Genomic DNA, 26,615 nt, shown 5'->3' on the forward strand with positions numbered 1-26,615 from the left:
GCTATCCGGTTGGATGCAGCCATTCGAGCGATCCGAAGGCAGCCGCGTCGCTACGGCGTCTCGGCAACCATCCGTGGCCGCGGCACGGAGATCATCTCTTGGGCCTCCACGAACTCCCGCTCGATCTCATGGTTGTGCCGGTAGGTGAACAGGCTCACCACGATGGCCGCGATGAAGGCGAAGACGAACGCGGGGAGCAGCTCGTACAGGCCGGTGTTGAGCGGCTTCCAGACGAACACCGTCGCGGCCCCGACGAACATGCCCGCCAGCGCACCCCAGTTCGTGAGTCGCCGCCAGTACAGGCTCAACAGCACGACCGGGCCGAACGCAGCGCCGAACCCTGCCCACGCGAACGAGACGAGGCCGAGGATGGTGTCGTTCGGAGTGACGGCGAGAAGCGCGGCGATGATCGTGACGATCAGCACCGCCCCGCGCCCCATCAGCACGAGCGTTTTGCTCGACGGCGGCGTCTTGCGGAACACCTGGTAGAGGTCTTCGACGAGCGCTGACGAACTGACGATCAGCTGACTCGAGATCGTGCTCATGATCGCCGCCAGCACGGCGGCCAGCACGAGACCCGCCACGAAGGGATGCAGGAGAGTCTGCGACATCAACAGCACCACCGTCTCGGGGTTCGCGAGGTCGAGGCCATTCTTAGCGATGAAGGCGATGCCGACGATTCCCGAGAACACGGCGCCCGCGAGCGAGATCACCATCCAGGAGATGCCGATGCGGCGCGCGCTCTTGGCTTCCTGCGGGCTGCGGAGGGCCATGAACCGCACGATGATGTGCGGTTGTCCGAAGTACCCGAGGCCCCAGGCCAGCGCCGACACGATGGCCAGAATGGTGCCCCCAGTGAGCGCCGTGCCGGAGAGCATCGAGAGATGGTCGGGCGCGACTTCGGCGATCAATGAGCCCGTTTCAGCGAAGCCTCCGATGGCGACCACCGCCGCGACCGGAATGACGATCAGCGCGATGACCATCATCAAGCCTTGCACCACATCGGTGAACGACGCACCGAGGAAGCCCCCGAACAGCGTGTAGGCCAACGTCACACCAGTGACCAGGAGCATCCCGGTCAGGTAGTCGCCGCGGAAAGAGCTCTCGAAGAACACGCCGCCGGCGACCATGCCCGACGAGATGTACAGCGCGAAGAAGACGAGGATGACGACGCCCGACAAGATGCGTAGCAACCGGGTCGTGTCTCGGAGACGGTTCTCGAAGAAGCTGGGCACGGTGATCGAGTTGCGCGACACCTCGGTGTACGCCCGCAGTCGCGGGGCGACGAGCAGCCAGTTCAGGTAGGCACCGATCGTGAGGCCGATGGCTATCCACGCCTCGATCAGTCCGGAGACGTAGATTGCTCCCGGGAGGCCCATGACCAGCCATCCCGACATATCGGAGGCACCGGCGCTGAGCGCCGCGACCCACGGCGGGAGGTTGCGACCTCCGAGCATGTAGTCCTCGTGGTCGGAGGTGCGTCGGAACGCGATCCACCCGATGAGGAGCATCGCGGCGAAGTACAGCCCGAGGGCGGCGAACGTGAAGATCTGATCAGACATCGGCATCCTTTCTGCGGCGTCGTCGCCGCAGTTGCGCTCCGATGATGTCAAACGAGGGCTGCCCTGGCTAGTCCTGCACACGAGGCATCTCAGTACATTGGCATGATGAGCACCCACATCGCCGCACAGCCCGGCCAGATCGCCCCCATCGTCCTGTTCCCCGGCGACCCGCTGCGAGCGAAGTGGATCGCCGAGACATTCCTCGACGATGCGCAGCTGTACTCCGAGACGCGCGGGATGCTCGGATACACGGGCACTTGGCAGGGCCACCGCGTCTCGGTACAGGGCTCGGGCATGGGGCAGCCGTCGATGGCGATCTACGCGAACGAGCTGTTCGACTCCTACGGCGTCGAGACCATCGTGCGCGTCGGATCGTGCGGAGCGCTGACCGAGAAGCTGAAGGTGCGCGACATCATCATCGCGAACGCCGCGAGCACCGATTCGGGCATCAACCGCGTGCGCTTCCACGGTCTCGACTACGCGCCGGTCGCCGACTTCGCGCTGCTGCGCGCCGCGGTCGAGGCGAGCGAGAGCGCCGACCTCGAGTCGGCCGTGCACGTCGGACAGCTGTTCTCGAGCGACCAGTTCTACAGCACCCGCCCCGAGCTCACGGAGCCCTTCGTGAAGCACGGCATCCTGGGCGTCGAGATGGAGGCGGCCGGTCTCTACACGCTCGCCGCGTACTACGGCCGCCGGGCCCTCGCGATCTGCACGGTCTCCGACCACATCGTCACCGGCGAGGAGACCACGGCGCAGGAGCGCGAGCAGACCTTCGGCGACATGATCCGCATCGCCCTGCAGGCCGCGACCTCGGTCTGAGGCATCCGCCCGTCGGTCCGCCCGAGATCTGTGTCCCTAACTCAGGACAGATCGCGCGCGCGGGGCCGGATCGGCGATTTCCGGAGCCGGAGACGACTGTTTGTCCTGAGTTAGGGACAGGGCGGGCCGGTGTCCGCCCGCGCGCCGGGATGGGATGATCGAGAGATCATGGCATCCCTCCTCGACCCGGCCACCCTTCCCGACGGATCCGATGCGGATGCCGTCTACACGGCGTTCGTCGAGTGGGCCGAGTCCACGGGGCTCACTCTCTATCCGGCGCAGGACGAAGCCGCGATCGAGATCGTCTCGGGCAACAACCTGATCCTCTCGACCCCGACCGGCACCGGAAAGTCGCTGGTCGCGGTCGGCGCGCACTTCGCCGCACTCATGGCGGGGCGCCGCAGCTATTACACCGCGCCGATCAAAGCCCTGGTGAGCGAGAAGTTCTTCGCGCTGGTCGACGTGTTCGGGGCCGAGAACGTCGGCATGATCACGGGCGATTCGTCGGTGAATGCGGATGCTCCGATCATCTGCTGCACGGCGGAGATCCTCGCGAACCTGTCGCTGCGCCAGGGAACGGATGCCGAGGTCGGCCAGGTCGTGATGGACGAGTTCCACTTCTACGCCGATCCCGACCGCGGGTGGGCGTGGCAGGTTCCGCTTCTGGAGCTGCCGCAGGCGCAGTTCATCCTGATGTCGGCGACGCTCGGCGATGTGACCGAGCTGGCCGCCGACCTCACCCGCCGCACGGGCCGCGACACCGCCACGGTGACGGGTGTCGAGCGGCCGGTTCCGCTGCACTTCTTCTACGAGCAGACGCCCATCCACGAGACGATCGACGACCTGCTGAACACCGGCCAGGCGCCCGTCTACGTGGTGCACTTCTCGCAGGCCGCCGCCATGGAGCGGGCGCAGGCGCTGTCGAGCACCAAGGTGGCGACCCGCGAGCAGCGCGATGCGATCGCCGATCTGATCGGCGCCTTCCGCTTCACGACCGCATTCGGCAAGACCCTGTCGCGGTTCCTGCGCGCGGGCATCGGCGTGCATCACGCGGGCATGCTGCCGAAGTACCGTCGCCTGGTCGAGCAGCTCGCCCAGCGCGGTCTGCTGCGCGTGATCTGCGGCACCGACACGCTCGGCGTCGGCATCAACGTGCCCATCCGCACCGTGCTGCTCACGGCACTCACGAAGTTCGACGGCACCCGCATGCGCCAGCTCAACGCGCGCGAGTTCCACCAGATCGCGGGGCGTGCCGGGCGTGCCGGATACGACACCGCCGGCACCGTCGTCGCCCAGGCACCCGAGCACGAGACCGAGAACCTCGCCGCGATCCGCAAGGCGGGCGACGACCCGAAGAAGAAGCGCAAGATCATCCGCAAGAAGGCTCCGGATGGTTTCGTCTCGTGGGGCGAGCCCTCGTTCCGCAAGCTCATCGATGCGGTGCCCGAGACGCTGACCTCGCACATGCAGATCACGAGCGCGATGATGCTCAACGTCATTGCGCGCGGCGGCGACGTCTTCGGCAATATGCGCGCGCTGGTATACGACAACCACGAGACGCGCGCGCGCCAGCGCGAGCTCGCGTTGCGCGCCCTCGGCATCTACCGCACGCTGCTCGAATCGGGGGTCGTGGAGCAGACGGATGCCGGTGAGATCAGACTCACCGTCGATCTGCAGGCGAACTTCGCCCTGAACCAGCCGCTGTCGCCCTTCGCTCTCGCGGCGTTCGAGCTGCTGGGTGATGAGTCGCCGACCTACGCCCTCGACATGATCTCGATCGTGGAGTCGACCCTCGATGACCCGCGTGCGGTGCTGAGCCAGCAGGAGTTCCTGGCTCGCGGCGAGGCGGTTGCGGCGATGAAGTCCGAGGGCATCGAATACGACGAGCGCATGGAGCTGCTCGAACAGGTCACGTACCCGAAGCCGCTCGATGAGCTGCTGACGGCCGCGTTCGAGACGTTCAGCGCAGCGCAACCGTGGATCCGCGACTTCGAGCTGCACCCCAAGTCGGTCGTGCGCGACATGTACGAGCGCGCCATGTCGTTCGGGGAATACGTCGCTTACTACAAGATCGCACGTTCCGAGGGCGTGGTGCTGCGCTACCTCTCCGACGCCTACCGTGCGGCATCCCAGACCATCCCGGAAGAGCTCAAGGACGAAGACCTGCGCGACCTGATCGAGTGGTTGGGCGAGCTCGTGCGGCAGGTCGACTCCAGCCTCCTCGACGAGTGGGAAGAGCTGCGCGCGGGCATCGACAACGGACGCGTCGATGGTCCCGACGAGATCGTGCCGCCCGCGCCGAAGCGCCTCACCAGCAATGTGCGGGCGTTCCGCACCCTCGTGCGCAACGAACTGTTCCGGCGCGTGCAGCTCGCGGCCCGCGAGAACGTCGAGGCCCTGGCCGAGATCGACCCGTCGTTCGGAGCGGATGCCTGGAACGACGCACTCGACGGCTACTTCGCCGAGCACGACGAGATCCTCACGGGGGCGGATGCTCGCAGCTCCGCGCTCCTGATCCTCACCCCGGGCGAGACCACCTGGACGGTGCGCCAGATCCTGGACGACCCGGCCGGGAACCACGACTGGGGCATCTCGGCGACCGTCGATCTCGCGGCATCCGACGACGAGGGCGCCGCCGTCATCACCGTCTCGGCCGTCGACCGGCTCTGACGCCCGACGATCTGCATCCGCTCCGACGATCTGCACCCGAATCTTCCGGCATCCGCATGTCGATCGTCCTGACGAGTGCAGATCGTCGCCGGGCTCACCCCTTCAGCGCCCCACGCACCAGCCTCTCGATCAGTTCGGGATAGGCCACTCCGGCGGCGGCGAACATGCGCGGCACCTGCGACGCGGCGGTCAGCCCGGGCATCGTGTTGACCTCGTTGAGCACGGGTCCGTCGTCGGTGAGGAAGAAGTCCATCCGCGCCACACCGGCGCACCCCAATGCGTCGAAGACGGCCAGCGCCGCCCGGCGCAGCGCCGCGAGCTCGTCGCCCCCGAGCGATGCGGGCACGGTGAACTGCGCCGTGCCGTCGTACTTCATGGCGGTGTCGAAGAGCCCGGCCGCGTGGATCTCGAGCGGCGGTGCCGCCCAGCGGATGCCCCCGGCCTCGCGCAGCACGGCGACGTCGATCTCGCGTCCGCGCATGACCTCCTCGATGAGGATGCGGCGGTCGAACCGGGCGGCGGTGCGCAGTGCGGGCAGCAGCTCGTCGTCGTCGCGCACCAGCGAGACCCCGTAGCTCGATCCCGCCGAGGCGGGCTTCACGACGACGGCGCCGTCGAACTCCACGTCGCCGATGTCTTCGGCACAGACGAGGCGTCCGCGGGCGGTGCGGATGCCGACGGCATCCGCCACCAGTTTCGTCGTCCACTTGTCCATCCCGATCGCCCCGGCGCGTTGTGCGGATCCGACGACCCGTACGCCGGCCAGAGCGCACAGCGCGGCGAGAGCCCCGTCTTCTCCGAGGGGTCCATGCACCGCGGGGAATACGACCTCGGCGCGGGCGAGCAGCGGCAGAGCGAGCGCCATCGATTCGGCGGCGGAGACGCCTGCGGGAATGCCGTCGGCCCGCCAGATGCCGTCGCGGTCGATCGTGACGCAGGTCACCGCGTTGTCGCCCATCCGTAGCGCTGCGGCCACGGCCGCCGCCGAGGCGAGCGAGACGTCGTGCTCGGCATTCTGCCCGCCGCCGATCACCAGAACGTTCGTGGTCATGCGATGCTCCTCTGCACCCGCGGGCCCATGCCCGTGAGGATCGTGTGGGGGATGGTCCCGGCCCAGCGCGCCCAGTCCTGCACGGTCGGCACCGCGCCGCCGTCGGGTCCGAACACCGTGGCCACGGTTCCTCTCGGCACGAGGGTCGATCCGGTGTCGACGACGATCTGGTCCATCGATACGCGCCCGACGAGCGGATACCGCACCCCGTCGATGGCCACGCTCGCGCCGGGCGCCAGTTCGCGTGGGATGCCGTCGGCGTATCCGACCCCGAGAACGCTCAGATGCGTGGCGCACTCCGCGACATGCCCGCCTCCGTAACCGACGGGCGTGCCGGCGGCGACGGCGGCGCTGTGCACGACGGATGCCGTCAACCGCGCCGCTCCCGCCAGCGCGACCGATTCCGAGGGATCGATGCCGACGAGCCCCGCCCCGATGCGCACCAGGTCGAAGTGCGCGGCGGGATCGGTGAGCGCCCCCGCGGTCGCGGCGAGGTGCACGAGCACGGGCCCGAAGCCCGCTCGCAGAACGGCGTCTCGCCCCTGCCGCATGCGCAGCACGGCCGGCGCGTTGGCGGCGGGGTCGCCCTCATCCGCGCGGGGAAGGTGCCCCATGACACCGGCGACCTCGACGCGCCCGCGGCCCGCGCGGGCCACCCGCAGCAGTGCGGACCAGTCCTCGACCGGGCATCCGCCGCGGGCCATGCCGGTGTCGAGGTGCAGGTGCACCCGCACGGGACGGCGTGCGTCCGCGATCAGCTGCCGCAGCTCGTCGACCGAGCCCACGGCGATGTCGACCCGATGCTCGTGCGCGAGGCGGGCGTCGACTCCGGCCGGGTTCAGCCACGCGAGGATCGGCACCGCGAGGCCCGCGGCGCGCAGCTCGACGGCGTCCGCGGCATCCGTCACGCCCAGCCAGGTCGCGCCCGCGGTGACCGCCGCCCGCGCGACGGCGACCGCGCCCAGCCCGTAGCCGTCGGCCTTGACCACGGCCATGACCGCGGCATCGGTGCGCGATCGCACCCGGTCGACGTTCGCGGCGACCGCAGCGGGCAGTGTGCACAACGTCGGCGCCTGCAGACGCGACGATGTCGGCGCCTCGAGCACCCCGCTCATCGCTGCATCCGCGGGTCTTCGGTAGGGTCGTTGTACATCTCGGGGCAGCCCTCGTCGACCGCCTCGGGGCGCAGTTCGTAGTGCCACGGTTCGTTGCCGTAGATCTGGCAGAGACCGTAGTCCGAGCCGTGCTGCACGACCCAGTCGAGCGTGGGCAGCGGACCCAGGTCGACCGCATCACCCGACACGTGCAGCGAGGTCTCGGGCGTCGCGACCCAGCGCGCCGCCTCGGCCGCCGAGCCGTAACTCACGACGGCCTCCTGCATCATGTGCTGCTGCAGGGTCGCCGAGCGCCATCCGCTGTTCACCAGGAACGGGATGCCGGCGTCCGACGCCGCACGCTGCAGCGCGTCGAGCAGCGCCGGGTCGAGATTGCCGACGGCCACCCGGTCGGTGTCGAAGACCGACGGCTGGTCGCCGTCGCGGATCACTCCGTCAGCCTCGCTCGGTGCGATCACCGAGCCGTCTTCGGGGAGGGTGCCGGTGCCGGGCACGGCATCCGACCCCGACGACGTATCCGGCCCGGCACCGGCGGTGAAGCTCGACGAGAAGACGGCATCCGCCGCGGCCAGCGACTGCTGCACCGCGAACACGGCGATCACGGCGACGGCGACGGTCGCCAGCGACCAGGCGATGCGCCGGACCCGGCGAGGACGATAAGAGGTGGTGCTGTTCATGCTTCCAGTGCACTCGGGGCCCTGTTGTCGGGGCGTATGCGGTTCTGCATACGCTCGCGATATGCGGCGGTGCGTAGGATCGCAGCCATGCGTGTGCTGATCGTCGAGGACGAGCCCTACCTCGCCGAAGCCGTGCGTGACGGGCTTCGGCTCGAAGCGATCGCCGCCGACATCGCGGCCGACGGCGACACCGCGCTCGAGCTGCTGAGCATCAACGCCTACGACATCGCAGTGCTCGATCGTGACATCCCCGGGCCGTCCGGTGACGACATCGCCCGGTCGATCGTCGCGTCCGGCAGCGGCATCCCGATCATCATGCTCACGGCCGCCGACCGTCTCGACGACAAGGCGTCGGGGTTCGAGCTCGGCGCCGACGACTACCTCACCAAACCGTTCGAGCTGCGCGAGCTCGTGCTGCGCCTGCGCGCCCTCGGGCGTCGACGCGAACGCGCCCGGCCCCCGGTGCTCACGGTGGCCGGGCTGCGACTCGACCCGTTCCGCCGCGAGGTGTTCCGCGATGAGCGGTACGTCGCGCTCACGCGCAAGCAGTTCGCCGTTCTCGAGGTGCTCGTCGACGCGCAGGGCGGGGTCGTCAGCGCCGAGGAACTGCTCGAACGCGCGTGGGACGAGAACGCCGACCCGTTCACGAACGCCGTGCGCATCACGGTGTCGTCGCTGCGCAAGCGGTTGGGCGAGCCGTGGCTGATCCTCACCGTGCCGGGCGTCGGGTACCGGATCGCGACGGACGCCGGGACGGATGCCGATGCTTAGGCACCGCGGCATGAGTGCCCGCCTCAAACTCACGCTCAGCTACGCGGGCGTCGTCGCGATCGCGGGCGCCGTGCTGCTCGCCGTCGTCTGGTTGTTCCTGCTGCGGTACGTGCCCGATCAGAACATCTATGTCGACGGCCTCTTCGTACCCAATCGTTCCGACCTGATCCGGGCGTTCACCCCGTTCGCGACCTGGGCGATGATCGGATTGATCGCCTGCGGGCTGCTCGGTGGATGGTTGCTGGCGGGGCGGATGCTCGCACCCCTGTCGCGCATCGGCGCGGCCGCGCAGCTCGCCGCCCAGGGGTCGCTGTCGCACCGGATCGCGATGGAGGGGCCGGGCGATGAGTTCCGCGACCTCGCCGACGTGTTCGACGGCATGCTCGAGAGGATCGAGGCGCACGTCGACGAGCAGCGGCGCTTCGCCGCGAACGCCTCGCACGAACTGCGCACGCCGCTGGCGATCTCGCAGACCCTGCTCGAGGTCGCGCGCGACGACCCCGACCGCGACGTCGACGCCCTCATCGCACGGTTGAGTGAGGTGAACGCGCGCGCGATCGAACTGACCGAGGCGCTGCTGCTGCTGAGTCGCGCCGACCGGCGCACGTTCACGCACGAACCCGTCGACCTGTCGCTCGTGTCGGAAGAGGCGGTCGAGGCGCTGCTGCCGCTGGCCGACCGACGCGGGGTCACCGTCGAGATCGGCGGATCGCCGGCGACCGTGACCGGCTCGTCGGCGCTGCTGCAGCAGCTGGTCACGAACCTCGTGCACAACGCGATCGTGCACAACCTCGCCTTCGACGGACGCGTGGCCGTGCGCACCCACGACCGCCCCGAGGGCATGGCGATTGTGGTCGCGAACACCGGGGCCGTGGTGCCGCCCGAGCGCGTCGGCATGCTCGTGGAACCCTTCCAGCGCGGGGTCGAGCGGGCGCGCAGCGACGATCACGCCGGTGTCGGGCTCGGCCTCGCCATCGCCGAGCGCATCGCCCAGGCGCACGACGGGAGCATGGTGCTCACGCCCCGGATCGACGGCGGGCTGATCGTGACGGTCTGGTTGCCCCGGGGCTGAGGCCCTTCGTCTCGTCGCTGCGCGCTTCGACAGGCTCAGCGACCCATCCGGACAACCGATCCCTGAGCGCCGCGCCCACGAAGCTGGGTCCTTGAGCCGTCGAAGGGCCCGCCCCCTACCCGCGGGGCGGACCGACCGAGCCGCGCTCGATGAGCTGCTGCGGCAGGGTGTGCCGCACGGCCGGACCGGACTCGCCCTCGATGCGGGCGATGAGCAGGCGCGCGGCCATGGCTCCGAGTTCGCGTTCGGGCTGCGAGACCACGGTGATCCCCGGTTCGGTCACCGAGGTCCACGGGGCGTTGTCGAAGGCGACGAGCGAGATGTCGTCGGGGATGCGCAGCCCGAGTTCGCGGATCGCCCGGAACGCCTGGATGGCGATGACGCTGTCGGAGGCGATGATCGCGGTCACGGCGGGGTCGCCGGTGAGGAGTTCGGTGACCATGCGGCCGATGCCGTCGACGTTGGCCCCGAGTCGCACGAAGGCGAGCGGGTCGTCGATCCCGGCGGCGCGCAGCGCGGTGCCGATGCCGCTGACGCGGTCGTCGATCACCGACGAGGCGAGTCCCGGTACGAAGTGGAGGGCGCCGTCTTCGTCCCACGTCGCGCGGTCGGCGACGGGCTGCGGATCTTCGAGGGTCGACACGTACGCGATGCGGCGGTGCCCGGCATCGAGCAGCACCTGTGCGAGTCGCTGCGCGCCCTCGCGGTTCGCGGCGATCACGGCCTCGGCGTCGAAGTCGTAGACGATGCGGTCGAAGAAGACCACGGGGCGTCCGGCGTCGGTGATCGCGGTGTAGTTCGCGGTGCGCACGGAGGATGCCGGGGCGATGAGCAGCCCGTCGACGCGCTTCGAGAGCTGCACTTCGATGGCGGTCTCTTCGGCATCGGGCTGCTCGCCCGAGTTCGAGAGGATCAGGTCGTAGCCAGCGGCTTCGGCGACGTCGGATGCTCCGCGCGTCGCCTGCGCGAAGGCGGGGTTCTCGATGTCGCCCACGATGATCCCGATCGAGTTCGATCGTCCGGTGCTCATGCTGCGCGCGACCTCGTTGGGTCGGTAGCCGAGTTCGGCCGCGGCATCCCGCACCCGCTGTCGCACTTTCGCGCTCACCGCGCCGTAATCGCCGAGCGCTCGCGCGGCGGTCGCCTTGGCGACGCCGGCCTTGGCTGCGACATCGGCCACGGTGGCCCCGCGTCGCCCCTCGCTCTGCGCACTCATCGAATGCACCCTCCCTCTCTGACGCGGACTCCCAGCATATTGACGAGCCGCCCCGACGCATGTACTCTCCTGGAAACACCCAATTGAGACCGGTCTCAATTTACCCGAGATCCGGTCGCCGCTCACACCACCCGACACAGCAGTCCCCCTGAGAGGAGCCACATCGTGGCCAGAAAGTCTTTCCCCCGCCTCGCGGTCGCCGCCGCCGTCGCCGCGGTTCTCGCCCTCACCGGATGCGCCCAGACCGCATCGTCCGACTCCGGCAGCGACGCCGGCAACGACAACCCCTACGGCCTGATCACCCCCGGTCAGATCCGCGTGGCCAGCCTCGGCGACGCCAAGCCGTACACGTTCACCGACGCGAGCGGTGAGTTCACCGGCTTCGACGTCGAACTCTTCACCGACGTCGCCGAGCGCATCGGCATCGACGACGTCGTCTTCACCGGCCAGGACTTCTCGGGCCTGCTCTCGGCCGTCGCCAACGGGCAGTTCGACGTCGGCGTCGCCGCGATCGGCATCACCGACGAGCGCAAGAAGACGGTCGACTTCTCCGACGGCTACCTCGCCGGGTACCTCACCGTCATGGCCAGCCCCGAGAGCGATATCACCGACGAGGACAGCCTCGCCGGCAAGCGCCTCGGCGTCGTGCAGGGCACCCTGCAGGAGGCGTACGCGGTGAAGAACTTCACTGACACCGAGCTCGTGCGCTTCCCCGACAACAACGCCGCCATCTCGGCCGTGAACAGCGGATCGATCGACGCGCACTTCCTCGACTACGAGGCCGCCAAGGAGTACGCCGAGCAGTACGGACTCGAGAACGCCATCGACATCCCCTCGTTCGACGCCCCGGCCGGGTTCGCGATCGCACAGGGCAACGAGGCGTTCAAGGAGGCCCTGAACGAGGCGCTCCACGAGGCCATGGAAGACGGCACGTGGAAGGAGCTCTACGAGAAGTGGTTCCCGGGCTCCCCCATGCCCGAGCAGTACCTGCCCAGCGCCGAGCAGGGTGAGGACGACGGCGACAGCGAGTAGCCGCCGTACCCGGTGCGGGGCTTCGGCCCCGCACCTCGAAAGGAGATCCTCATGGACTGGTTCGACAACATCATCAAGACGTTCCTCGACTTCGACGCGATGCTGCAGGTGCTGCCGCAGCTGCTCACGACGGGGCTCGTCAACACACTGATCATCTCGGTGTTCGCCACCGTGCTCGGCATCGTGATCGGCATGATCCTCGCGATCATGGGCGTCTCGCGCACCGCCTGGCTGCGCATCCCCGCACGCCTCTACACCGACATCTTCCGCGGCCTGCCCGCGATCCTCACGATCCTGCTGATCGGGCAGGGCTTCGCACGCATCAGCCAGCAGCTGTTCGGCCCCTCGCCCTATCCCCTCGGCATCCTGGCCCTCAGCCTGATCGCGGGCGCCTACATCGGTGAGATCTTCCGCGCCGGCATCCAGAGCATCGAGCGCGGACAGCTCGAGGCCTGCCGCGCCCTGGGCATGAGCTACGGCAGCGCCATGCGCCTCGTCGTGGTCCCGCAGGGCATCCGCCGCGTGCTCCCCGCGCTCGTCAACCAGTTCATCGCCATCGTGAAGGACTCGAGCCTCGTGTACTTCCTGGGCCTGCTCGTCAGCGAACGCGAGCTGTTCCGGGTGGGGCAGGATGCCGCGGTACTCACCGGAAACCTGTCGCCGCTGGTGCTCGCCGGCGTCTTCTACCTGATCATCACCGTGCCGCTCACCCACCTCGTCAACTACTTCGACAACCGGTTCCGCACCGGACGCCGCAAGGCGACGCCGCCGAAGAGCGGCCTCGAAGAGGTGGCCGAACGGTCGACCCTGAGCCCGGCACTCGCCCACGGAGAGAACACATGACCTACACCTCGCCCCTCCCCGTCACCGACGGACGCTTCTACGAGGGCTCCCGACTGAAGATCGAGAACGTCGAGATGGCTTACGGCGACATCGACGTCATCCGCGACGTGTCGATCTCGGTCGAGCCCGGCACGACCACCTGCATCATCGGCCCCTCGGGCTCGGGCAAGTCGACGCTGCTGCGCGGCGTGAACCGGCTGCACGAACCCAAGGGCGGCCGGGTGCTGCTCGCCGACGACGACGCGCTCGCGCTCAAGCCCGATGTGCTGCGCCGCCGCGTGGGCCTCGTGTTCCAGCACTTCAACCTCTTCCCCGATCACACCGCCCTGCAGAACGTGGCGCTGGCGCTGCGCAACGTGAAGCGCATGTCGAAGGGCGCGGCCGAGCGCGTCGCCCTGGCACGTCTGACCGAGGTCGGCCTCGCCGAGCGTTCGGATCACCGACCGCGCGACCTCTCGGGCGGTCAGCAGCAGCGCGTCGCGATCGCCCGGGCGCTCGCGATGGAGCCCGAGGTCATGCTGTTCGACGAGGCGACGAGCGCGCTCGATCCCGAACTCGTCAAGGGCGTGCTGAGCCTGATGGCCGAGCTCGCCCAGCGCGGCATGACGATGCTCGTCGTCACGCACGAGATGGGCTTCGCCCGTCGCGTCGCCGACCAGGTCGTCTTCATGGACGAGGGTCGCGTCGTCGAATCGGGCACGCCCGACGAGATCTTCGACAACCCGCAGAGCGACCGCCTGCAGCTGTTCCTCTCCGAGGTGCTGTGATGGTGATCCGCACCGCGATCATCGGTTTCGGCACGGCGGGCCGCATCTTCCATGCGCCGTTCCTCGCCGCAGATCCGGCGTTCCGCATCGACGCGATCGTGACGAAGAATCCGGATCGTGCGGCGCAGGCGTGGCAGGAGCATCCGCAGGCGCGCATCGTCGCCGATGTCGACGCCCTGTGGGCGGATGCCGGTGAGATCGACCTCGTCGTCGTCGCGTCGCCGAACGGCACGCACGGCGCACTCGCCGAGGCGGCGTTGCAGGCCGGATGCCACGTCGTCGTCGACAAGCCGTTCGTGGCGGATGCCGCCGAGGGCGAGGCCCTGATCGCGCTGGCCGCGTCGAAGAACCTCCTGCTCACGGTCTTCCAGAACCGGCGGTGGGACGGCGACTTCCTCACACTGCGCGACCTCGTGCGCTCGGGACGACTGGGCGAGATCCGTCGCTTCGAATCACGGTTCGAATGGTGGAAGCCGCTCCCGAAGCCGGGATGGAAGTCGGATGCCCCGGTGGCCGAGGCCGGCGGCATCCTGTTCGATCTGGGCCCGCACCTCGTCGACCAGGCCCTGCAGCTGTTCGGCCCGGTGCGCGAGGTCTACGCCGAGGTCGACCGGGTGCGCGAGGGCGTGGCCGCCGACGACGACGTTTTCCTCGCGCTCGACCACGAGTCGGGCGTGCGCTCGCACCTCTGGATGAGCGCCGTCGCGGCCGCTCCCGGGCCCCGTTTCCGGGTGCTCGGCTCCGAGGGCGCGTACACCTCCTGGGGTCTCGACGGCCAGGAGCCCGCGCTGATCTCGGGCGCGCGGCCCGGCGATGCGGGCTTCGGCGAGACGCCCGAAGAACGCTGGGGCACGCTCGACTCCGGCGACGCGAGCGAGCGGATCCCCACGGCCCGGGGCGACTACGGGCGGTTCTATGCCGATGTCGCCGAGGCGCTCACGGCCCACGCCGCCCCTCCGGTCGATCCGGCGGATGCCGTGGCCGGCCTGCGCGTGATCGCCGCTGCTCGCGCGGCAGCCCATTGACACCACGAATTCGAAAAGCACGAAGTAAGGAAGAAACGCATGTCTGAAACCGGATCCGAGAAGATCGTCGTCATCGGCGGCGGCATCCTGGGCGCATCGACGACCGCACACCTCGCACGGGCCGGCGCATCGGTTACGCTCGTCACCGCCGGGTCGCTCGCCGACGGAGCATCCGGCCGGTCGATCGCCTGGCTCAACTCGTCGGGCGACCGCTCGTCGGAGTACCACTACCTGCGTCTGCTCGCGATCGATCGCTACCGCACGTGGAGCGCGACGCACCCCGAGAGCAGCACGTACCTGCGGTTCGACGGCGCGCTCAAGTGGGCGAAGCCCGGGGAGAGCTACCGCCCGACCTTCGACTTCGAACGCTCCGTCGGCTACGACGCCGTGTGGGTCGACCGCGCCGACATCGCGCGCGTCGCCCCCGACGTCAACGCGGATGCTGTCGCCGACGAGGGCGCGATCTTCAACCCCGGCGAGGGTTGGGTGAACATGCCCGAGCTGATCGCCGCGCTCGTGGCCGAAGCGCGCGCTGCGGGCGCGACGATCGTCGAGAACGCCGGAGACGCCCGCGTCGACGTGGTCGAGGGAGCCGCCGCGGGTGTGGTGCTCGGCGACGGCAGCCGCCTGCCCGCCGATCGCGTCGTGCTCGCCACCGGCCCGAGCGTGCCGGCGCAGCTGGCGGAGCTCGGCATCACGGTTCCGGATGCCTCGCCCGCCGCCTTCGTGCTGTTCACCGACCCGGTCGACATCGACGTGCGCACCGTGCTCAACACCCCGCGGGTGGCCGTACGCCCCACGCCCGACCGCCGACTCGTGCTGGATGCGGGATGGGCCGAGGACTCCATCATCGTCGGCGACGACGGGTCGATCACGGTGCCCGAGGAATCGGTGCAGGGGCTGCTCGACGAGGCATCCGCTGTTCTCGCGGGCGCACCGACGCTGACAGCCGGCCGCGTCGGTGCCGGGTGGAAGCCGATCCCCGGCGACGGCGAGCCCGTGGCCGGAGCGGTTCCCGGCATCGACGGCCTGTACACGCTGTTCACGCACTCGGGCGCGACGCTCGGGCTCATCCTCGGCGAGCTGCTGGCCGAGCAGATCATCACCGGCGTGGCATCGCCCGCGCTGAAGGCGTTCCAGATCGAGCGGTTCGGCGCGCAGGCGCTGCCGGCCGAGGTCGGCACCGACGCCTGGTCGCCCGTCGCCCCGAGCTGACCGACGCTTCGACAGGCTCAGCGACCCAACCCGGTCCCTGAGCCTGTCGAAGGGCCCTCCGCCTCAGGCGACGTTGCCGCGCAGTGCCGCGATCTCGCGGCCGTAGGTGCGGGCATCCGTCTCGGCGTTCTCCTTGAGTTCGCGGGCGGTGTCGGCGAAGGCATCCAGCGCCGGGTTCACGCCGACGAGCGTGAACGGACGCTCGACGACGCGCAGGTCGAGTCCCCAGACGTCGCCGAGCACGCGGCGCAGCCACCCGGTCGAGTGGTCCCAGCCCTCCTTGGGCGTGCCGGGGGCGTAGTTGCCGCCGAGCACGGTGACGAGCGTGGCCGGCTTGCCGCGCAGCGCGGTGCCGGTCGGGTCGATGCGGGGGTCGGTGTAGGCCAGGTCGAACCAGGTCTTGAAGTGCTGCGAGACGCCGTAGTTGTACAGCGGCACGGCGAACAGCAGCGCGTCGGCGCCGATCAGTTCATCGGCGAACGAGGTCGCGAGGGCGCGGGCCTCGTTCTGGGCGGGCGTGCGCTGGGCGGCGTCGACGAATCCGCCGGTGACGGCATCGGCCCAGGCCGTGGCCGGAACGGGGTCGCTCGCGAGGTCGCGGCGAGTGACGGTCGAGTCCGGGTGGGATGCCGTCCACTCGGCTTCGACGAGGTCTGCGAGCGACCGGCTGGCAGACGACGCGGGCAGGATGCTGGCATCCAGGCGGAACAGGGACATGGGACGGACCTTTCGTTCTGAGGTGCTCACTCTGAGCCACGCTAGGTTTTCCGTAGCGACTTTGGTTAACGTAGCACAGGTAAGATGGGGGCATGGCGGAAGCCCACGCAGACATCCAGGCCTGTGACGCCGCAGTCACTCTCGCCTTCAGCGTGCTCGGGAAGCGCTGGAACGGCATGATCGTCTCGGCGCTCGGAAACGGCTCCTCGACCTTCGTCGCGCTGCGCCGCGCGGTCGTCGGCATCAGCGACACCGTGCTCTCCGAGCGGCTCACCGAACTCGCCGACACCGGCCTCGTCGCCCGCACCGTCGACGCCGGCCCTCCGGTCACCGTGTCGTACGCCCTCACCGCCGGCGGGAGCGGGCTGCTGCCGATCCTCGATCAGCTCGGCTCCTGGGCATCCGCCACCCTCGAAAGGCGCACCCCATGAGCAGACCCCGATCCGCACTCGGCATCACCGGCACGATCCTGATGGCGGCCGGCGCGCTGGCGCTCATCGGCGCCGCGCTCCTGGCGTTCTCCCCCGGGTTCCGCACCGCCCCGCCCGTGGCCTTCGGCGAGACGATGACCGTCGACCTGGCCGCCGGAGACCACGCGATCTACGTCACCCCGAACGAGGTCTGGGGCGACATCGAGTGCACCGGCACCGTCGCCGGTGATGAACTCGCACTGCGCGCCGACATGATGCAGCAGGACCTTCTGCTTCCGCAGCACTGGGATGCGCAGGGCAGCTTCGGCGCCCCCGCCCCCGGCACCGCGACGATCTCCTGCGACGGCCCGGTCGCCGACGCGAAGTTCACCGTCGGCCCGGCCTTCTCGTTCCTCGACCTCATCGGCCCGGTGATGCTCGGCGTCGGCGGGCTGGTGCTGCTGGTCGTGGGCATCGTGCTCTGGGCAGTGCGTCCGAAGCATCCGTCCGTCTGACGTCCGCCGTCCCCACCACTGGGTCCCTGAGCCTGTCGAAGGGGCCCGGCCCGGATGCTTCGACAGGCTCAGCAACCCATGGGGACAGGCTCAGCAACCCGCCCCGCCCTCACCAGGGACTGGGCTCGTAGTCCTTCAGGAACACGCCGTGCACGTCGTCGCCGGCCTCACCGCGCACGATCGGGTCGTACACGCGGGCGGCTCCATCGACCAGGTCGAGCGGGGCGTGGAATCCCTCTTCGGCGAGGCGCACCTTCGTGTAGTGCGGGCGTTCGTCGGTGATCCAGCCGGTGTCGACGGCGGTCATCAGGATGCCATCCTTCTCGAGCATCTCGCCGGCACTCGTGCGGGTGAGCATGTTGAGCGCGGCCTTGGCCATGTTGGTGTGCGGATGCCCCGGCCCCTTGTACCGGCGCGAGAACTGACCCTCCATCGCCGAGACGTTCACCACGTACTTGCGGTGCGCGTCGGACACGGCCATCGAAGCGCGCAGCCGGCTGATCAGCAGGAACGGCGCGGTCGTGTTGGCCAGCTGCACCTCGAGCATCTCGAGCGGGTCGACCTGGTCGATCGACTGCACCCAGCTGTTGCTGGTGTTGACGTCGGGCACGAGCCCGCCGGCGTCGATCGCGGTGCCGTCGGCGTGCTTCTCGAGCGACGACGATCCGGGGGCCATCGCGAGGCGCGCGAGGTCTTCGGCGGTGAGCGCCTGGCCACCCTGCTCGGCGACGGTTCCGCCGAGGGCGGCGACCGACAGCAGCGGGTGCGCGTCGACGGATGCCTGCAGCGCCTGCGGGTGCGGATCGGCGGTGTGCCCGAAGGTCTCCATCTCGGGGAGCGGGCCATCGGGGAGCGGCTGCAGCTCGGCATCCGCCAGCAGCGAGTATGACCCCGGCGACCGGCGCACCGTCTGTGCGGCGTTGTTGATGAGGATGTCGAGGGGGCCCTGCGCGGCGACCGAATCGGCCAGCCCGATCACCTGCGCCGGGTCGCGCAGATCGATGCCGACCACCCGCAGGCGGTGCAGCCAGTCGGCCGAGTCGGGCAGGGCCGAGAACCGGCGCACGGCATCGCGGGGGAAGCGGGTGGTGATGGTGGTGTGGGCTCCGTCACGCAGCAGGCGCAGAGCGATGTGCATGCCGATCTTCGCGCGGCCGCCGGTGAGCAGGGCACGCTTGCCGGTGAGGTCGGTGCGGGCGTTGCGCTTGCCGTGGCTGAAACGGGCGCAGTCGGGGCAGAGCTGGTGGTAGAACGCGTCGACGACCGTGTACGGCTGCTTGCAGATGTAGCAGTTGCGGGGCTTGATCAGCTCGCCCGCGATGGGGGCTTCGGAACTGGTGGCCAGGTCGACGCCGCGCGTCTCGTCGTCGATGCGGTCGGGGGCGCCGGTGGCGGTGCGGGCGACGACGGCCTTGTCGGCATCGGCGATCGCATCGCGGATCTCTTTGCGGCGCACACGCTTGACGGCCTTGAACATCGCGGCGGTCGCGTGGCGCACGGCGACGAAGTCGGGGTGCTCGTTGTCGATCTCGTGCAGTTCGGAGAGCACGCGCAGGGTGGTGGCGAGATCGGTGGGGTCGATGCCGGCGCCGAGGTCGGAGGAATCGCTGAGGTCGTCGCGGGGCGCATCGGTCATTGTGCCGATTTTACGCGAGAATCCCGGGCGCGCCCTGTCGGTGCGTGCCCGGTCTGAGCGAGCTGCCGGTCATAACTCAGGAAGAAACGTGCTCGCAGGCTCGAAACAGGGCCGAAACGGCATCCGAACCATCGTTCTTCCTGAGTTGGGTACACCCTCGACCCGAGACCCGACCGCGAGGCACAATGTGTGCATGCCCACAGACGCGCATGTTCTCGGCCCCGGACTGCTGCCGACGCCGTTCACGGCCGCCGAGATCCGCGAGGCGACCGGCTCCGGAAAGACGATCCGACTCTTCGTCGAGTCGCCCGACGGCTCGACCCACGAGCGCATCAACCGCTTCCGCGAGACGGATGCCGAGGGCGCCACCCTCGATCGCTGGTTCACCGAGTCGCCCGATGACGTGCTGTCGAGCCGGGTGACGTGGGCCGAACTGCAGGAGCATGCGGCGTTCCCGATCGACCACACGACCGTGACCACCGAGACGCTCGAGCTCGGGATCGGCCGGGTCGAGTGCCGCCGATACGACACGAGCGACGGGCCGGATGCTCCGGTCGAGACCTACTGGTTCTCGCTCGGACACCCGGGGATGCCGATGCGGTACGAGGTGCCGCTCGACCACGGCATCCTGCGTACGACGGTGCTGAGCATCCTGCCCGCCTGACCGCAGCGCGAGAGGGGCGGGCCCGACCACCTCGGACCCGCCCCCGTTCCGCGCAGGCTCAGTGCGCGGAACCTCCGACGACCACGAACTCGCCGGGCACGACGTCGAGCGTCGCCTCGGCCGTGGTCTCACCCGTGTGCAGGTCGATCGCGAGGATGCGGTCGGTCGCCGGGTCGGTCACGTAGGCGGTGTCGCCGACGACGCGCAGGCCGGGGTGGGCGTCCTGCCATTCGACGGGGCTCTCCCACGGGTCGATGACGTCCCACGAGTCGACGATGGCGCCGGTCTCGTCGAGCACGTTGAGCGTGCCGTCGGCGCTCAGCAGCACGATGTTGTCGTGGTCATCGCGCCCGACGCCGCGCCAGGTGTATCGCACGTCGGCGGGCAGCTCCACGATCGACAGCTCCTGCGCGTCGGTGTCGACGAACGCGAGCTTCGACAGCAGGTACCCCTCGGAGTCGGGGTCGGAGTTGTAGTCCGCGACGGCGATGGGGCTGGTCTCGGTCACGTAGGCATTGCCCGAGCGGCCGAATTCGTCGGGGGCGTCGAGCTTGGTGAAGGCGCCGTCGGCGAAGAGCAGGATGCCGTCCTGGCATCCGAACATGATGACCTCGTCTTTGAGCGCACCCTCGCCGTGCACGCTGGGGCACTGCTCGTTGCGGGCGAGTTCGGTGCCGCCGGCGTCGAGCAGGCGCACGCCGGAGCGGGATTCGGAGGTGCCGATCGTCGAGAGGATCGTGCCGTCCGACAGCTCGACCGCGACACCGTGGTGCGCGGTCTCCGACGAGAAGGCGTCGGTCGTCGGAAGAGAGCCGGTGCCGACGGCATCCGTGTCGAAGATCTCGAAGCCGCCGGTGCCGTCGTCGAACAGGGCCGTCCGGCCGGCGTGCGGGGTGACGTGGCCGGGGGTGGTGGCGGCGAAGACCTCGCCGGTGAATTCGACGTCGCCGTCGATGCCGGTGCTGAGCAGGTGGAAGCCGTCGGATGCCGTCACGAAGACGTGTCCCGCATCGTCACCCGCGCTGTTCACGCGCAGGAATCCGTCGAGCTCGGCCTCGCCGACGGTCTCGAGGGTTTCGCCGTCGAGCACGACGATGCCGCCGTCGTAGGCGATCGCGACACGGGAGTCGCTCGCGTGATCGTGGTCGTGCGTGTCTTCGGGTGCGGGGTCGGCGGCGGGCGCAGTGCTCGCGCATCCGGCGAGCGCCACCGCGGCGATGGCGCCGAGGGCGCCGACCGCGAGGCGGCTGCGGGCGGATCGGGACATGGGTGTTCTCTCTTTCTTGTTGCGGGTGCGCGGGGTGCGCAGACGAACGGTGTCGTCAGGGGTGCGGGGGGGCGGATGCCGTCAGCCGACCTGCTGCACGAACCAGGGGTCGAGGTCGGTGAAGGTGCGGGTGACGCGGGCATCGTCGCGGTGGTCGATCTCGTGGATTTCGCCGCCGGTGGGGTCGGTGAGGTAGGCGTGCTGCGCGTCGACGATCAGTTGCACCCGGTCGGCGAGGGCCGGGTCGACGAGGGCGTCGGCGACGAGCGGTTGCGTGCTGGCGAGCACGGTGCCGTCGGGCGCGAGGATGCGCACGGCTCCCGCGGCATCGAGCACGATGGTGCGGGAGGCATCGTCGCCGATCGCGACGGCGCGCACGAGCGGGGTGTCGGTGGGGAGGGCGGTCCAGGTGCGGGCGCGCACGTCGAGCAGGAGGGCACCCTGGGCGGTGGCACCGGCAAGGTCGGGGCGGTCGGGGCGACCGCTGAGGGTCGTCACGGCGGTGCCCGGCGGGAACGGGATGCTCTCGGCCACGACGGCTCCGCCGACCTCTCGGGTGAACAGGACGGAGCCTTCGGGGCAGGTGACGACGGCGCCGACGCGGGTCATGTCGACGTCGATCGCTGAGGCGCAGGGGATGCTCGCGGCGGTGGCGCCGTCGGCGTCGACGATGTCGAGGGCGCCGGCGTTCGCGGCGATCAGGTGCCCGGCGAACGCGATGACCGGCCCGTCGGCGGTGACCTGCTGCGCCGACGGGATGCCCTCGGCGAGGTCTTCGTGCACGAGCGTCGTGAGGTCTGCGGTGCCGGCGAAATACGCGGTCGCGCGCTGCTCGCCCGGGGTGATCGAGGGGGTGCCGACTCCCTCGATCGCGCCGATGCGCTGCGGTTCGGCGAGGAACGAGTGCGTGTGGTCGCCGTGCGGCACGGTCCACCGGCCGGTGTCGATCACGTCGACCTCGGTCGCGCTCTCGGTCTGGTGCACGACGTAGACGAGACGGCCGTCGCCGACGATGTCGGTGGGGATGCCGTCGGTCTCGGCGATCACCCGGCGCTCTTCGGTGTCGAGGTCGAGGAGCGTGAGACGGCCGCGCTCGTCGGCCACTGCGAGGGCGAGCGCGGGAGAGGCGACTTCGGCCGCGGCATCCGCTCCCACGTCGTGCGCGTCGGAGGGGGATGCCGACGGTGCGTGGGCGGGTGCAGCAGGGACGGTGCAGGAGGTCAGTGCGAGGACAGCGGCGACTCCGACGAGGAGGAGTGCGCGGCGGGGCGGGGAGTGGTTCATGGCACCCTCACCTTATTGATAACGATTCTCAATCTCAAGTCGAAATCGCCTCGCGGGCGACCTCGACGGGCTTGACCGAACGTCGGTGACCCGGCGTAGGGTCACTGCATGAGCGCACCGATCGAACGTCACGGAGTCGTCCCCTCGTATCTGCTCGCGCGCCTGGCCGCCTCCGGCCGGTTCCCCCGCGCAGCCGCCGCCGCCCGTCAGACCCTCACCGCCGGGCGCCCGCCGTTCCGCGCCCGCATCGATCTGTCGATCGACGAGAACGGCGATCTGGTCGCGCAGCTCTCCGACGCCCCCAACCGCACGATCAGCGATGCCGGCAACACCCAGACGTTGCCGGGCATCCTGGTGCGCAGCGAAGACGACGGCCCGGTCGACGACGTCTCGGTGAACGAGGCATTCGACGGGCTGGGCGCCACCTTCGAGCTGCTGCTGACCGCCTTCGGCCGCAACTCCCTCGACGACGCCGGGGCTCCGCTCGATGCATCGGTGCACTACGGCGTCGACTACGACAACGCCTTCTGGGACGGCGAGCGCATGGTGTTCGGCGACGGAGACGGCGAGGTGTTCCAGGGGTTCACCGGATCGATCACGGTCATCGGTCACGAGCTCGCCCACGGCGTCGTGCAGCACACCGCCAACCTCGAGTACCAGGGGCAGCCCGGCGCGCTCAACGAGTCAGTCGCCGATGTCTTCGGCGCTCTCACCGAGCAGTACTCGCTCGGGCACGCGGCGGCCGACGCCACCTGGCTCATCGGCGCCGAGATCTTCACCGACGCCGTGCAGGGCAAGGCACTGCGATCGATGATCGCGCCGGGCACGGCCTACGACGATGACGAGCTCGGCAAAGACCCGCAGCCCGACCACATGAGCGGGTTCGTGCGCACCACCGAAGACAACGGCGGCGTGCACATCAACTCGGGCATCCCCAACCGTGCCTTCGCGCTTTTCGCGATCGACCTCGGCGGCAACGCCTGGCAGACGGCGGGCACGGTCTGGTATCGGGCGCTGACCGGCGGGCTTTCGAGCACCGCCACGTTCACCGAGTTCGCCGACGCGACCGTGGCTGCGGCGGCAGAGGTCGACGAGGCGACCGCGACAGCCGCTCGACGCGCCTGGACGACCGTGGGAGTCTATGGAGATGAGCGAGTCCCGGGTACCGATGGGGTCGGAGCCGACTGACCCCGCGCCGTCGCACGCGCAGGTGATCATCGCGGTGGTGCGCTCCGGCGGCATCGCGGGAATCAGCCAACACTGGCGGGTCGAGGTGTCGTCCGACGACGCCGACGAGTGGATCACGCGCATCGACCGCTGTCCGTGGGACGCCGAGCTCGACGACCCGACCGGGGCCGATCGCTTCGTGTGGAGCATCCGCGCCCGCACCCCGTCGGAACGGCGCGAACGCGAGCTCGCCGACACCCAGTTGTCAGGCCCGTGGCGCGAACTCGTCGACGCCGTGCGCGCGGCATCCGCCTGACGCGCGCCCACACCGTCCGGCGCGCCTGTTCAGACTCCGCTCGGCCCGGCCGACGACTCCAAGGAAACGCGCGTGCGAGGCAGCGCCTCCGGGTGGGTGGTCTGCAACCACGTCATCATCTTCTCGCGCACCTCGCAGCGCAGATCCCACTGGTCACCCGAATCCTTCGCCGACATCACGAACCGCACCGTGACGAACCCGCCTTGCGAGTCGGTGACCAGCGCGCTCGATGAGCGGCCGTCCCACGCCGGCGACGCCTCGACGATGCGCTGGAACTCCTCGCGTACCCCGTCCATCGGCACCCGCCAGTCCAGATCCATGTAGACCGTGCCGAGGATCTTGTCCGAGCGTCGCGTCCACGTCTCGATCGGGGTCGTCGTGAAGTAGCTGCAGGGAACGACCAGGCGCCGCTCGTCCCAGATGTACACCACCACGTAGGACAGGTTGATCTCGCCGACGCGGCCCCACTCACCCTCCACCACGACCACATCGCCGACACGGATGGCATCGGTGAACGCCACCTGCACGCCGGCGATCAGGTTGCCGAGGATCGACTGCGCCGCGAGTCCCGCGATGATGCTGACGATTCCCGCGGAGGCGAGCAGGCTGGTGCCGACCGCGCGCATCTCCGGGAAGGTGAAGAGGACGGTGCCCAGCGCGAGGACCGCGATCGTGACGAGTACGAGCCGGTGGATCACCAGCAACTGCGTGCGTCGACGGCGCGCGTCGGGCCCGACACGATCGGCCTCTTCCCGATCCATCAGTCGCTCGAACCCGAACGACACCAGCGCGCCGAGGAGCCACGCGCTCGCGAGGATCGTCGCGATCAGGAAGAGCCGCGAGACTGCCGGCCACCAGTCCGCACGCGCCGGCTCCGACACGGCGCACGCGATCCACATGGCGACGACGGCGACCGTCACGAACAGGGCGTTGCGGGCGCGCCGTGAGAGCTCGCGTACCCACGCGAGTCGGCGGCTCAGCAGAGCGACGACGATCGTCAGCAGGGTGAGAGCGGTTGCCGCGCCGAGCAGCGCGATGCCGATGGCAGCGACGGTTCCGAGCCAGGATTCCCACGAGAAAGCAGCCATGGTCCCACCGTAGAAGAAGCGCTCGCTCTCGGCCTGACCGGCACCTGGACGGGAGCGGAGCATCCGATCAATCCGGTGTGAATCCGGCCCAACGCGCGGCAGCCGGAGAGACAATGGGCCCATGGGACTGTTTCAGCACCGCCCGGAAGAAGAAGAGAATCAGTGGGCAGGGCTCCCGTCGGAGCCGCTCGACCGCGGCGCAGCCGACACCCTCGACACCGCGCCCGCTGTCGACCCGCTGTCGATCGGCCTCGGAGCCGAGGTGAGCTCGATCGTGTTCCCGATGACGTCTCCGCCGCCTGCCGAGTTCGAGATCGATAACCGCGAGCCCGACGAGGACTGACATGACCTCCCCCGGCGAGAACGGCATCGTGATGCGGCCAGTGACCGCCGACGAATGGATGCTGTGGCGCGCTGCGCGCCTCGAGGCCCTGCGCGAGTCGCCCTCCGCCTTCGGTTCGCAGCTCACCGATTGGATCGAAGCATCTGAGGCCCGCTGGCGCGAGCGACTTTCGGTTGCGGGTGCGTACGACCTGCTCGCGTTCGACGGCGAGCACGTCGTGGGGATGGTTTCCGGCATGCCGATCGCCGATGACCCCGCTCGCGCGGAACTGATCTCGATGTGGGTCGCTCCGGCCGCGCGCGGCACGGGCCTGGCCGCCGATCTGATCGGCCGCGTCGTCGATTGGGCGACGGAGGGCGGGGCATCCGTCGTCGATCTCTCCGTCATGCCCGACAACCCCGCCGCCCGCCGCGCGTACGAGCGCGCCGGGTTTGTCGCGCTCTCCGAGCCGGGCGATACGCTCCCCGACGGTCGGCGCGAGGTGCGCATGCGCCGCCCGCTGGCCTGATCCCTCGCCCAGGTGTCAAGACACTCCGCTCGATACGGCGTGTTGTGAGCCCTCACGGGCGCGCGACGCGGCGGGCAATGGGGGCGGCCCCGGCTACGGTGGAGGGATGACGATCACCGCCGCCGCAGACGGCTCCGCCCTGGGCAATCCCGGCCCCAACGGCTGGGCCTGGTACATCGACGACGACAACTGGGCGGCGGGCGGATCACCCCACGGCACCAACAACCAGGGCGAACTGCAGGCGGTGCTCGAGCTGCTGAAGGCGACCGCCGGTGTCACCGAGAAGCTGCTCATCCGGTGCGACAGCCGCTACGTGATCGACTCGGTGACCAAGTGGATGCCCGGCTGGAAGCGCAAGGGATGGCGCAAGTCCGACGGCGGGCCCGTGCTCAACCGCGACCTGCTCGAGGGCATCGACGAGGCCATGCGCGGCCGCGACGTCGAGTTCTCGTGGGTCAAGGGTCACGCCGGCGACCGCCTGAACGAGGCCGCCGACGAGCGTGCGAATGCCGCCGCGAAGGCCTACCAGGCGAAGCAGGAACCGCGCCGCGGCCCGGGATTCACGCGGGCGATCGATGCCGGCGCCACCGTCGCGGCATCCGCCCCCATCGCTGCCGCGGCGACGCCCGGCACGACGCCCGCTCCGGCATCCGCTCCCGTCACGACCCACCCGGCGGATGCTCCGCTCTGGGCAGAGACGTCGTCGCTGTTCGACGACCTCGATGCCCCGGCCGCCGACCCGATCGAGCTGCGGCTGAGCCTCACCGGCGACGAGCACGCGCGACTGCGCGATCGCGCCGATGCGCAGGGCATCGGGCTCGCCGAGGCGCTGCGCCGCCTGATCTGACGCGCGTACACTCGCCTC

At 69.7% G+C, this 26,615-nt stretch carries 27 protein-coding genes; 17 read left to right on the plus strand and 10 right to left on the minus strand.

What is annotated here, in order from left to right; genetic code table 11:
- Positions 1-50 precede the first annotated feature (50 nt).
- Positions 51-1,562: a sodium/proline symporter PutP gene (gene putP / locus ACIOSY_RS15240; protein ID WP_400854772.1), complete on the minus strand. Its 1,512-nt coding sequence runs from the start codon at positions 1,560-1,562 to the stop codon at positions 51-53.
- A 105-nt stretch (positions 1,563-1,667) separates the two neighbouring features.
- On the opposite strand from putP, the gene deoD reads away from it, so the two are divergent.
- Together deoD and ACIOSY_RS15250 are read left to right on the plus strand one after the other, a co-directional pair.
- Positions 1,668-2,381, plus strand: a complete 714-nt coding sequence (gene deoD, locus ACIOSY_RS15245; protein WP_400854774.1) for a purine-nucleoside phosphorylase — start codon at positions 1,668-1,670, stop codon at positions 2,379-2,381.
- A 168-nt stretch (positions 2,382-2,549) separates the two neighbouring features.
- Positions 2,550-5,051: a DEAD/DEAH box helicase gene (locus ACIOSY_RS15250; RefSeq protein WP_400854776.1), complete on the plus strand. Its 2,502-nt coding sequence runs from the start codon at positions 2,550-2,552 to the stop codon at positions 5,049-5,051.
- A 94-nt stretch (positions 5,052-5,145) separates the two neighbouring features.
- On the opposite strand, the gene ACIOSY_RS15255 is transcribed toward ACIOSY_RS15250, so the two are convergent.
- Genes ACIOSY_RS15255 through ACIOSY_RS15265 form a run of 3 tightly spaced genes read right to left on the minus strand, consistent with a single transcriptional unit; the run spans position 5,146 to position 7,894 of the window.
- Positions 5,146-6,102 (minus strand): D-alanine--D-alanine ligase, encoded by a 957-nt coding sequence (locus ACIOSY_RS15255; RefSeq protein WP_400854778.1) that lies wholly within the window; start codon positions 6,100-6,102, stop codon positions 5,146-5,148.
- A complete protein-coding gene (alr, locus tag ACIOSY_RS15260; protein ID WP_400854780.1) occupies positions 6,099-7,217 on the minus strand; it encodes an alanine racemase in 1,119 nt (372 codons plus the stop codon). Before alr ends, ACIOSY_RS15255 begins: the two co-directional genes overlap by 4 nt.
- A complete protein-coding gene (locus tag ACIOSY_RS15265; RefSeq protein ID WP_400854782.1) occupies positions 7,214-7,894 on the minus strand; it encodes a M15 family metallopeptidase in 681 nt (226 codons plus the stop codon). Before ACIOSY_RS15265 ends, alr begins: the two co-directional genes overlap by 4 nt.
- Positions 7,895-7,981: 87 nt before the next feature.
- On the opposite strand from ACIOSY_RS15265, the gene ACIOSY_RS15270 reads away from it, so the two are divergent.
- Both ACIOSY_RS15270 and ACIOSY_RS15275 read left to right on the plus strand, forming a co-directional pair.
- Positions 7,982-8,665 (plus strand): response regulator transcription factor, encoded by a 684-nt coding sequence (locus ACIOSY_RS15270; protein WP_400854784.1) that lies wholly within the window; start codon positions 7,982-7,984, stop codon positions 8,663-8,665.
- Positions 8,666-8,675: 10 nt separating this feature from the next.
- Positions 8,676-9,737, plus strand: coding sequence for a sensor histidine kinase (locus ACIOSY_RS15275; RefSeq protein WP_400854786.1), 1,062 nt, complete (start codon positions 8,676-8,678; stop codon positions 9,735-9,737).
- Between the two features lie 115 nt (positions 9,738-9,852).
- Here ACIOSY_RS15275 and ACIOSY_RS15280 read toward each other — a convergent pair whose 3' ends face one another.
- Entirely contained in the window at positions 9,853-10,953 is a 1,101-nt protein-coding gene (locus tag ACIOSY_RS15280; RefSeq protein WP_400854788.1) for a LacI family DNA-binding transcriptional regulator, read from the minus strand.
- A 165-nt stretch (positions 10,954-11,118) separates the two neighbouring features.
- On the opposite strand from ACIOSY_RS15280, the gene ACIOSY_RS15285 reads away from it, so the two are divergent.
- From ACIOSY_RS15285 to ACIOSY_RS15305, 5 genes are read left to right on the plus strand one after another with little or no spacing between them, the layout of a single operon-like run.
- The gene (locus tag ACIOSY_RS15285) at positions 11,119-11,985 is read left to right on the plus strand and encodes an ABC transporter substrate-binding protein (RefSeq protein ID WP_400854790.1); all 867 of its coding nucleotides are present in this window, start codon (positions 11,119-11,121) and stop codon (positions 11,983-11,985) included.
- Between the two features lie 51 nt (positions 11,986-12,036).
- Entirely contained in the window at positions 12,037-12,828 is a 792-nt protein-coding gene (locus tag ACIOSY_RS15290; protein ID WP_400854792.1) for an amino acid ABC transporter permease, read from the plus strand.
- Positions 12,825-13,595, plus strand: coding sequence for an amino acid ABC transporter ATP-binding protein (locus ACIOSY_RS15295; protein WP_400854794.1), 771 nt, complete (start codon positions 12,825-12,827; stop codon positions 13,593-13,595). The genes ACIOSY_RS15290 and ACIOSY_RS15295 overlap by 4 nt, the downstream gene beginning before the upstream one ends.
- On the plus strand, positions 13,595-14,620 hold the full coding sequence (locus tag ACIOSY_RS15300; RefSeq protein WP_400854796.1) for a Gfo/Idh/MocA family oxidoreductase: 1,026 nt from the start codon (positions 13,595-13,597) through the stop codon (positions 14,618-14,620). Before ACIOSY_RS15295 ends, ACIOSY_RS15300 begins: the two co-directional genes overlap by 1 nt.
- Positions 14,621-14,659: 39 nt before the next feature.
- Positions 14,660-15,835 (plus strand): NAD(P)/FAD-dependent oxidoreductase, encoded by a 1,176-nt coding sequence (locus ACIOSY_RS15305; RefSeq protein ID WP_400854798.1) that lies wholly within the window; start codon positions 14,660-14,662, stop codon positions 15,833-15,835.
- 63 nt (positions 15,836-15,898) lie between these two features.
- On the opposite strand, the gene ACIOSY_RS15310 is transcribed toward ACIOSY_RS15305, so the two are convergent.
- Entirely contained in the window at positions 15,899-16,552 is a 654-nt protein-coding gene (locus ACIOSY_RS15310) for an FMN-dependent NADH-azoreductase (RefSeq protein ID WP_400854800.1), read from the minus strand.
- A gap of 92 nt (positions 16,553-16,644) precedes the next feature.
- Between ACIOSY_RS15310 and ACIOSY_RS15315 the strand changes: the two genes are divergently transcribed.
- Together ACIOSY_RS15315 and ACIOSY_RS15320 are read left to right on the plus strand one after the other, a co-directional pair.
- Positions 16,645-16,983 carry a winged helix-turn-helix transcriptional regulator gene (locus ACIOSY_RS15315; RefSeq protein WP_400854802.1) on the plus strand — a complete coding sequence of 113 codons (339 nt, stop codon included), beginning with the start codon at positions 16,645-16,647 and terminating at the stop codon, positions 16,981-16,983.
- Positions 16,980-17,477 carry a hypothetical protein gene (locus ACIOSY_RS15320; RefSeq protein WP_400854804.1) on the plus strand — a complete coding sequence of 166 codons (498 nt, stop codon included), beginning with the start codon at positions 16,980-16,982 and terminating at the stop codon, positions 17,475-17,477. The genes ACIOSY_RS15315 and ACIOSY_RS15320 overlap by 4 nt, the downstream gene beginning before the upstream one ends.
- Before the next feature lie 109 nt (positions 17,478-17,586).
- On the opposite strand, the gene ACIOSY_RS15325 is transcribed toward ACIOSY_RS15320, so the two are convergent.
- A complete protein-coding gene (locus ACIOSY_RS15325) occupies positions 17,587-19,113 on the minus strand; it encodes an SDR family NAD(P)-dependent oxidoreductase (RefSeq protein WP_400854806.1) in 1,527 nt (508 codons plus the stop codon).
- A gap of 193 nt (positions 19,114-19,306) precedes the next feature.
- On the opposite strand from ACIOSY_RS15325, the gene ACIOSY_RS15330 reads away from it, so the two are divergent.
- On the plus strand, positions 19,307-19,777 hold the full coding sequence (locus ACIOSY_RS15330; protein ID WP_400854808.1) for a hypothetical protein: 471 nt from the start codon (positions 19,307-19,309) through the stop codon (positions 19,775-19,777).
- A 58-nt stretch (positions 19,778-19,835) separates the two neighbouring features.
- Here the strand turns inward: ACIOSY_RS15330 and ACIOSY_RS15335 are convergent, their stop codons facing one another.
- Complete coding sequence (locus tag ACIOSY_RS15335; protein ID WP_400854810.1) at positions 19,836-21,044, minus strand: hypothetical protein; 1,209 nt, start codon at positions 21,042-21,044, stop codon at positions 19,836-19,838.
- A gap of 81 nt (positions 21,045-21,125) precedes the next feature.
- Positions 21,126-22,328 carry a hypothetical protein gene (locus tag ACIOSY_RS15340; protein ID WP_400854812.1) on the minus strand — a complete coding sequence of 401 codons (1,203 nt, stop codon included), beginning with the start codon at positions 22,326-22,328 and terminating at the stop codon, positions 21,126-21,128.
- 108 nt (positions 22,329-22,436) lie between these two features.
- Here ACIOSY_RS15340 and ACIOSY_RS15345 point away from each other — a divergent pair, with 108 nt between their 5' ends.
- Together ACIOSY_RS15345 and ACIOSY_RS15350 are read left to right on the plus strand one after the other, a co-directional pair.
- Complete coding sequence (locus tag ACIOSY_RS15345; protein ID WP_400854814.1) at positions 22,437-23,516, plus strand: M4 family metallopeptidase; 1,080 nt, start codon at positions 22,437-22,439, stop codon at positions 23,514-23,516.
- Positions 23,476-23,811, plus strand: coding sequence for a protealysin inhibitor emfourin (locus tag ACIOSY_RS15350; protein WP_400854816.1), 336 nt, complete (start codon positions 23,476-23,478; stop codon positions 23,809-23,811). Before ACIOSY_RS15345 ends, ACIOSY_RS15350 begins: the two co-directional genes overlap by 41 nt.
- A 29-nt stretch (positions 23,812-23,840) precedes the next feature.
- Here ACIOSY_RS15350 and ACIOSY_RS15355 read toward each other — a convergent pair whose 3' ends face one another.
- The gene (locus ACIOSY_RS15355; protein ID WP_400854818.1) at positions 23,841-24,899 is read right to left on the minus strand and encodes a mechanosensitive ion channel family protein; all 1,059 of its coding nucleotides are present in this window, start codon (positions 24,897-24,899) and stop codon (positions 23,841-23,843) included.
- 121 nt (positions 24,900-25,020) lie between these two features.
- Between ACIOSY_RS15355 and ACIOSY_RS15360 the strand changes: the two genes are divergently transcribed.
- The 3 genes from ACIOSY_RS15360 (at position 25,021) to ACIOSY_RS15370 (ending at position 26,597) form a co-directional block, all read left to right on the plus strand.
- Positions 25,021-25,242: a hypothetical protein gene (locus tag ACIOSY_RS15360; RefSeq protein WP_400854820.1), complete on the plus strand. Its 222-nt coding sequence runs from the start codon at positions 25,021-25,023 to the stop codon at positions 25,240-25,242.
- Between the two features lies 1 nt (position 25,243).
- Positions 25,244-25,750 carry a GNAT family N-acetyltransferase gene (locus ACIOSY_RS15365; protein ID WP_400854822.1) on the plus strand — a complete coding sequence of 169 codons (507 nt, stop codon included), beginning with the start codon at positions 25,244-25,246 and terminating at the stop codon, positions 25,748-25,750.
- A gap of 106 nt (positions 25,751-25,856) precedes the next feature.
- Positions 25,857-26,597 (plus strand): ribonuclease H, encoded by a 741-nt coding sequence (locus ACIOSY_RS15370; RefSeq protein ID WP_400854824.1) that lies wholly within the window; start codon positions 25,857-25,859, stop codon positions 26,595-26,597.
- Positions 26,598-26,615 lie beyond the last annotated feature (18 nt).

It is taken from the genome of Microbacterium sp. NPDC087665, from assembly GCF_044743285.1.
Lineage (GTDB): Bacteria > Actinomycetota > Actinomycetes > Actinomycetales > Microbacteriaceae > Microbacterium.

What these genes read in the sequence shown, in the direction of transcription:
- putP (WP_400854772.1), bottom strand. Translation starts at nt 1,562, where the DNA reads ATGTCTGATCAGATCTTCACGTTCGCCGCCCTCGGGCTGTACTTCGCC.
- deoD (WP_400854774.1), top strand. Translation starts at nt 1,668, where the DNA reads ATGAGCACCCACATCGCCGCACAGCCCGGCCAGATCGCCCCCATCGTC.
- ACIOSY_RS15250 (WP_400854776.1), top strand. Translation starts at nt 2,550, where the DNA reads ATGGCATCCCTCCTCGACCCGGCCACCCTTCCCGACGGATCCGATGCG.
- ACIOSY_RS15255 (WP_400854778.1), bottom strand. Translation starts at nt 6,102, where the DNA reads ATGACCACGAACGTTCTGGTGATCGGCGGCGGGCAGAATGCCGAGCAC.
- alr (WP_400854780.1), bottom strand. Translation starts at nt 7,217, where the DNA reads ATGAGCGGGGTGCTCGAGGCGCCGACATCGTCGCGTCTGCAGGCGCCG.
- ACIOSY_RS15265 (WP_400854782.1), bottom strand. Translation starts at nt 7,894, where the DNA reads ATGAACAGCACCACCTCTTATCGTCCTCGCCGGGTCCGGCGCATCGCC.
- ACIOSY_RS15270 (WP_400854784.1), top strand. Translation starts at nt 7,982, where the DNA reads ATGCGTGTGCTGATCGTCGAGGACGAGCCCTACCTCGCCGAAGCCGTG.
- ACIOSY_RS15275 (WP_400854786.1), top strand. Translation starts at nt 8,676, where the DNA reads ATGAGTGCCCGCCTCAAACTCACGCTCAGCTACGCGGGCGTCGTCGCG.
- ACIOSY_RS15280 (WP_400854788.1), bottom strand. Translation starts at nt 10,953, where the DNA reads ATGAGTGCGCAGAGCGAGGGGCGACGCGGGGCCACCGTGGCCGATGTC.
- ACIOSY_RS15290 (WP_400854792.1), top strand. Translation starts at nt 12,037, where the DNA reads ATGGACTGGTTCGACAACATCATCAAGACGTTCCTCGACTTCGACGCG.
- ACIOSY_RS15295 (WP_400854794.1), top strand. Translation starts at nt 12,825, where the DNA reads ATGACCTACACCTCGCCCCTCCCCGTCACCGACGGACGCTTCTACGAG.
- ACIOSY_RS15300 (WP_400854796.1), top strand. Translation starts at nt 13,595, where the DNA reads ATGGTGATCCGCACCGCGATCATCGGTTTCGGCACGGCGGGCCGCATC.
- ACIOSY_RS15305 (WP_400854798.1), top strand. Translation starts at nt 14,660, where the DNA reads ATGTCTGAAACCGGATCCGAGAAGATCGTCGTCATCGGCGGCGGCATC.
- ACIOSY_RS15310 (WP_400854800.1), bottom strand. Translation starts at nt 16,552, where the DNA reads ATGTCCCTGTTCCGCCTGGATGCCAGCATCCTGCCCGCGTCGTCTGCC.
- ACIOSY_RS15315 (WP_400854802.1), top strand. Translation starts at nt 16,645, where the DNA reads ATGGCGGAAGCCCACGCAGACATCCAGGCCTGTGACGCCGCAGTCACT.
- ACIOSY_RS15320 (WP_400854804.1), top strand. Translation starts at nt 16,980, where the DNA reads ATGAGCAGACCCCGATCCGCACTCGGCATCACCGGCACGATCCTGATG.
- ACIOSY_RS15325 (WP_400854806.1), bottom strand. Translation starts at nt 19,113, where the DNA reads ATGACCGATGCGCCCCGCGACGACCTCAGCGATTCCTCCGACCTCGGC.
- ACIOSY_RS15330 (WP_400854808.1), top strand. Translation starts at nt 19,307, where the DNA reads ATGCCCACAGACGCGCATGTTCTCGGCCCCGGACTGCTGCCGACGCCG.
- ACIOSY_RS15335 (WP_400854810.1), bottom strand. Translation starts at nt 21,044, where the DNA reads ATGTCCCGATCCGCCCGCAGCCGCCTCGCGGTCGGCGCCCTCGGCGCC.
- ACIOSY_RS15340 (WP_400854812.1), bottom strand. Translation starts at nt 22,328, where the DNA reads ATGAACCACTCCCCGCCCCGCCGCGCACTCCTCCTCGTCGGAGTCGCC.
- ACIOSY_RS15345 (WP_400854814.1), top strand. Translation starts at nt 22,437, where the DNA reads ATGAGCGCACCGATCGAACGTCACGGAGTCGTCCCCTCGTATCTGCTC.
- ACIOSY_RS15350 (WP_400854816.1), top strand. Translation starts at nt 23,476, where the DNA reads ATGAGCGAGTCCCGGGTACCGATGGGGTCGGAGCCGACTGACCCCGCG.
- ACIOSY_RS15355 (WP_400854818.1), bottom strand. Translation starts at nt 24,899, where the DNA reads ATGGCTGCTTTCTCGTGGGAATCCTGGCTCGGAACCGTCGCTGCCATC.
- ACIOSY_RS15360 (WP_400854820.1), top strand. Translation starts at nt 25,021, where the DNA reads ATGGGACTGTTTCAGCACCGCCCGGAAGAAGAAGAGAATCAGTGGGCA.
- ACIOSY_RS15365 (WP_400854822.1), top strand. Translation starts at nt 25,244, where the DNA reads ATGACCTCCCCCGGCGAGAACGGCATCGTGATGCGGCCAGTGACCGCC.
- ACIOSY_RS15370 (WP_400854824.1), top strand. Translation starts at nt 25,857, where the DNA reads ATGACGATCACCGCCGCCGCAGACGGCTCCGCCCTGGGCAATCCCGGC.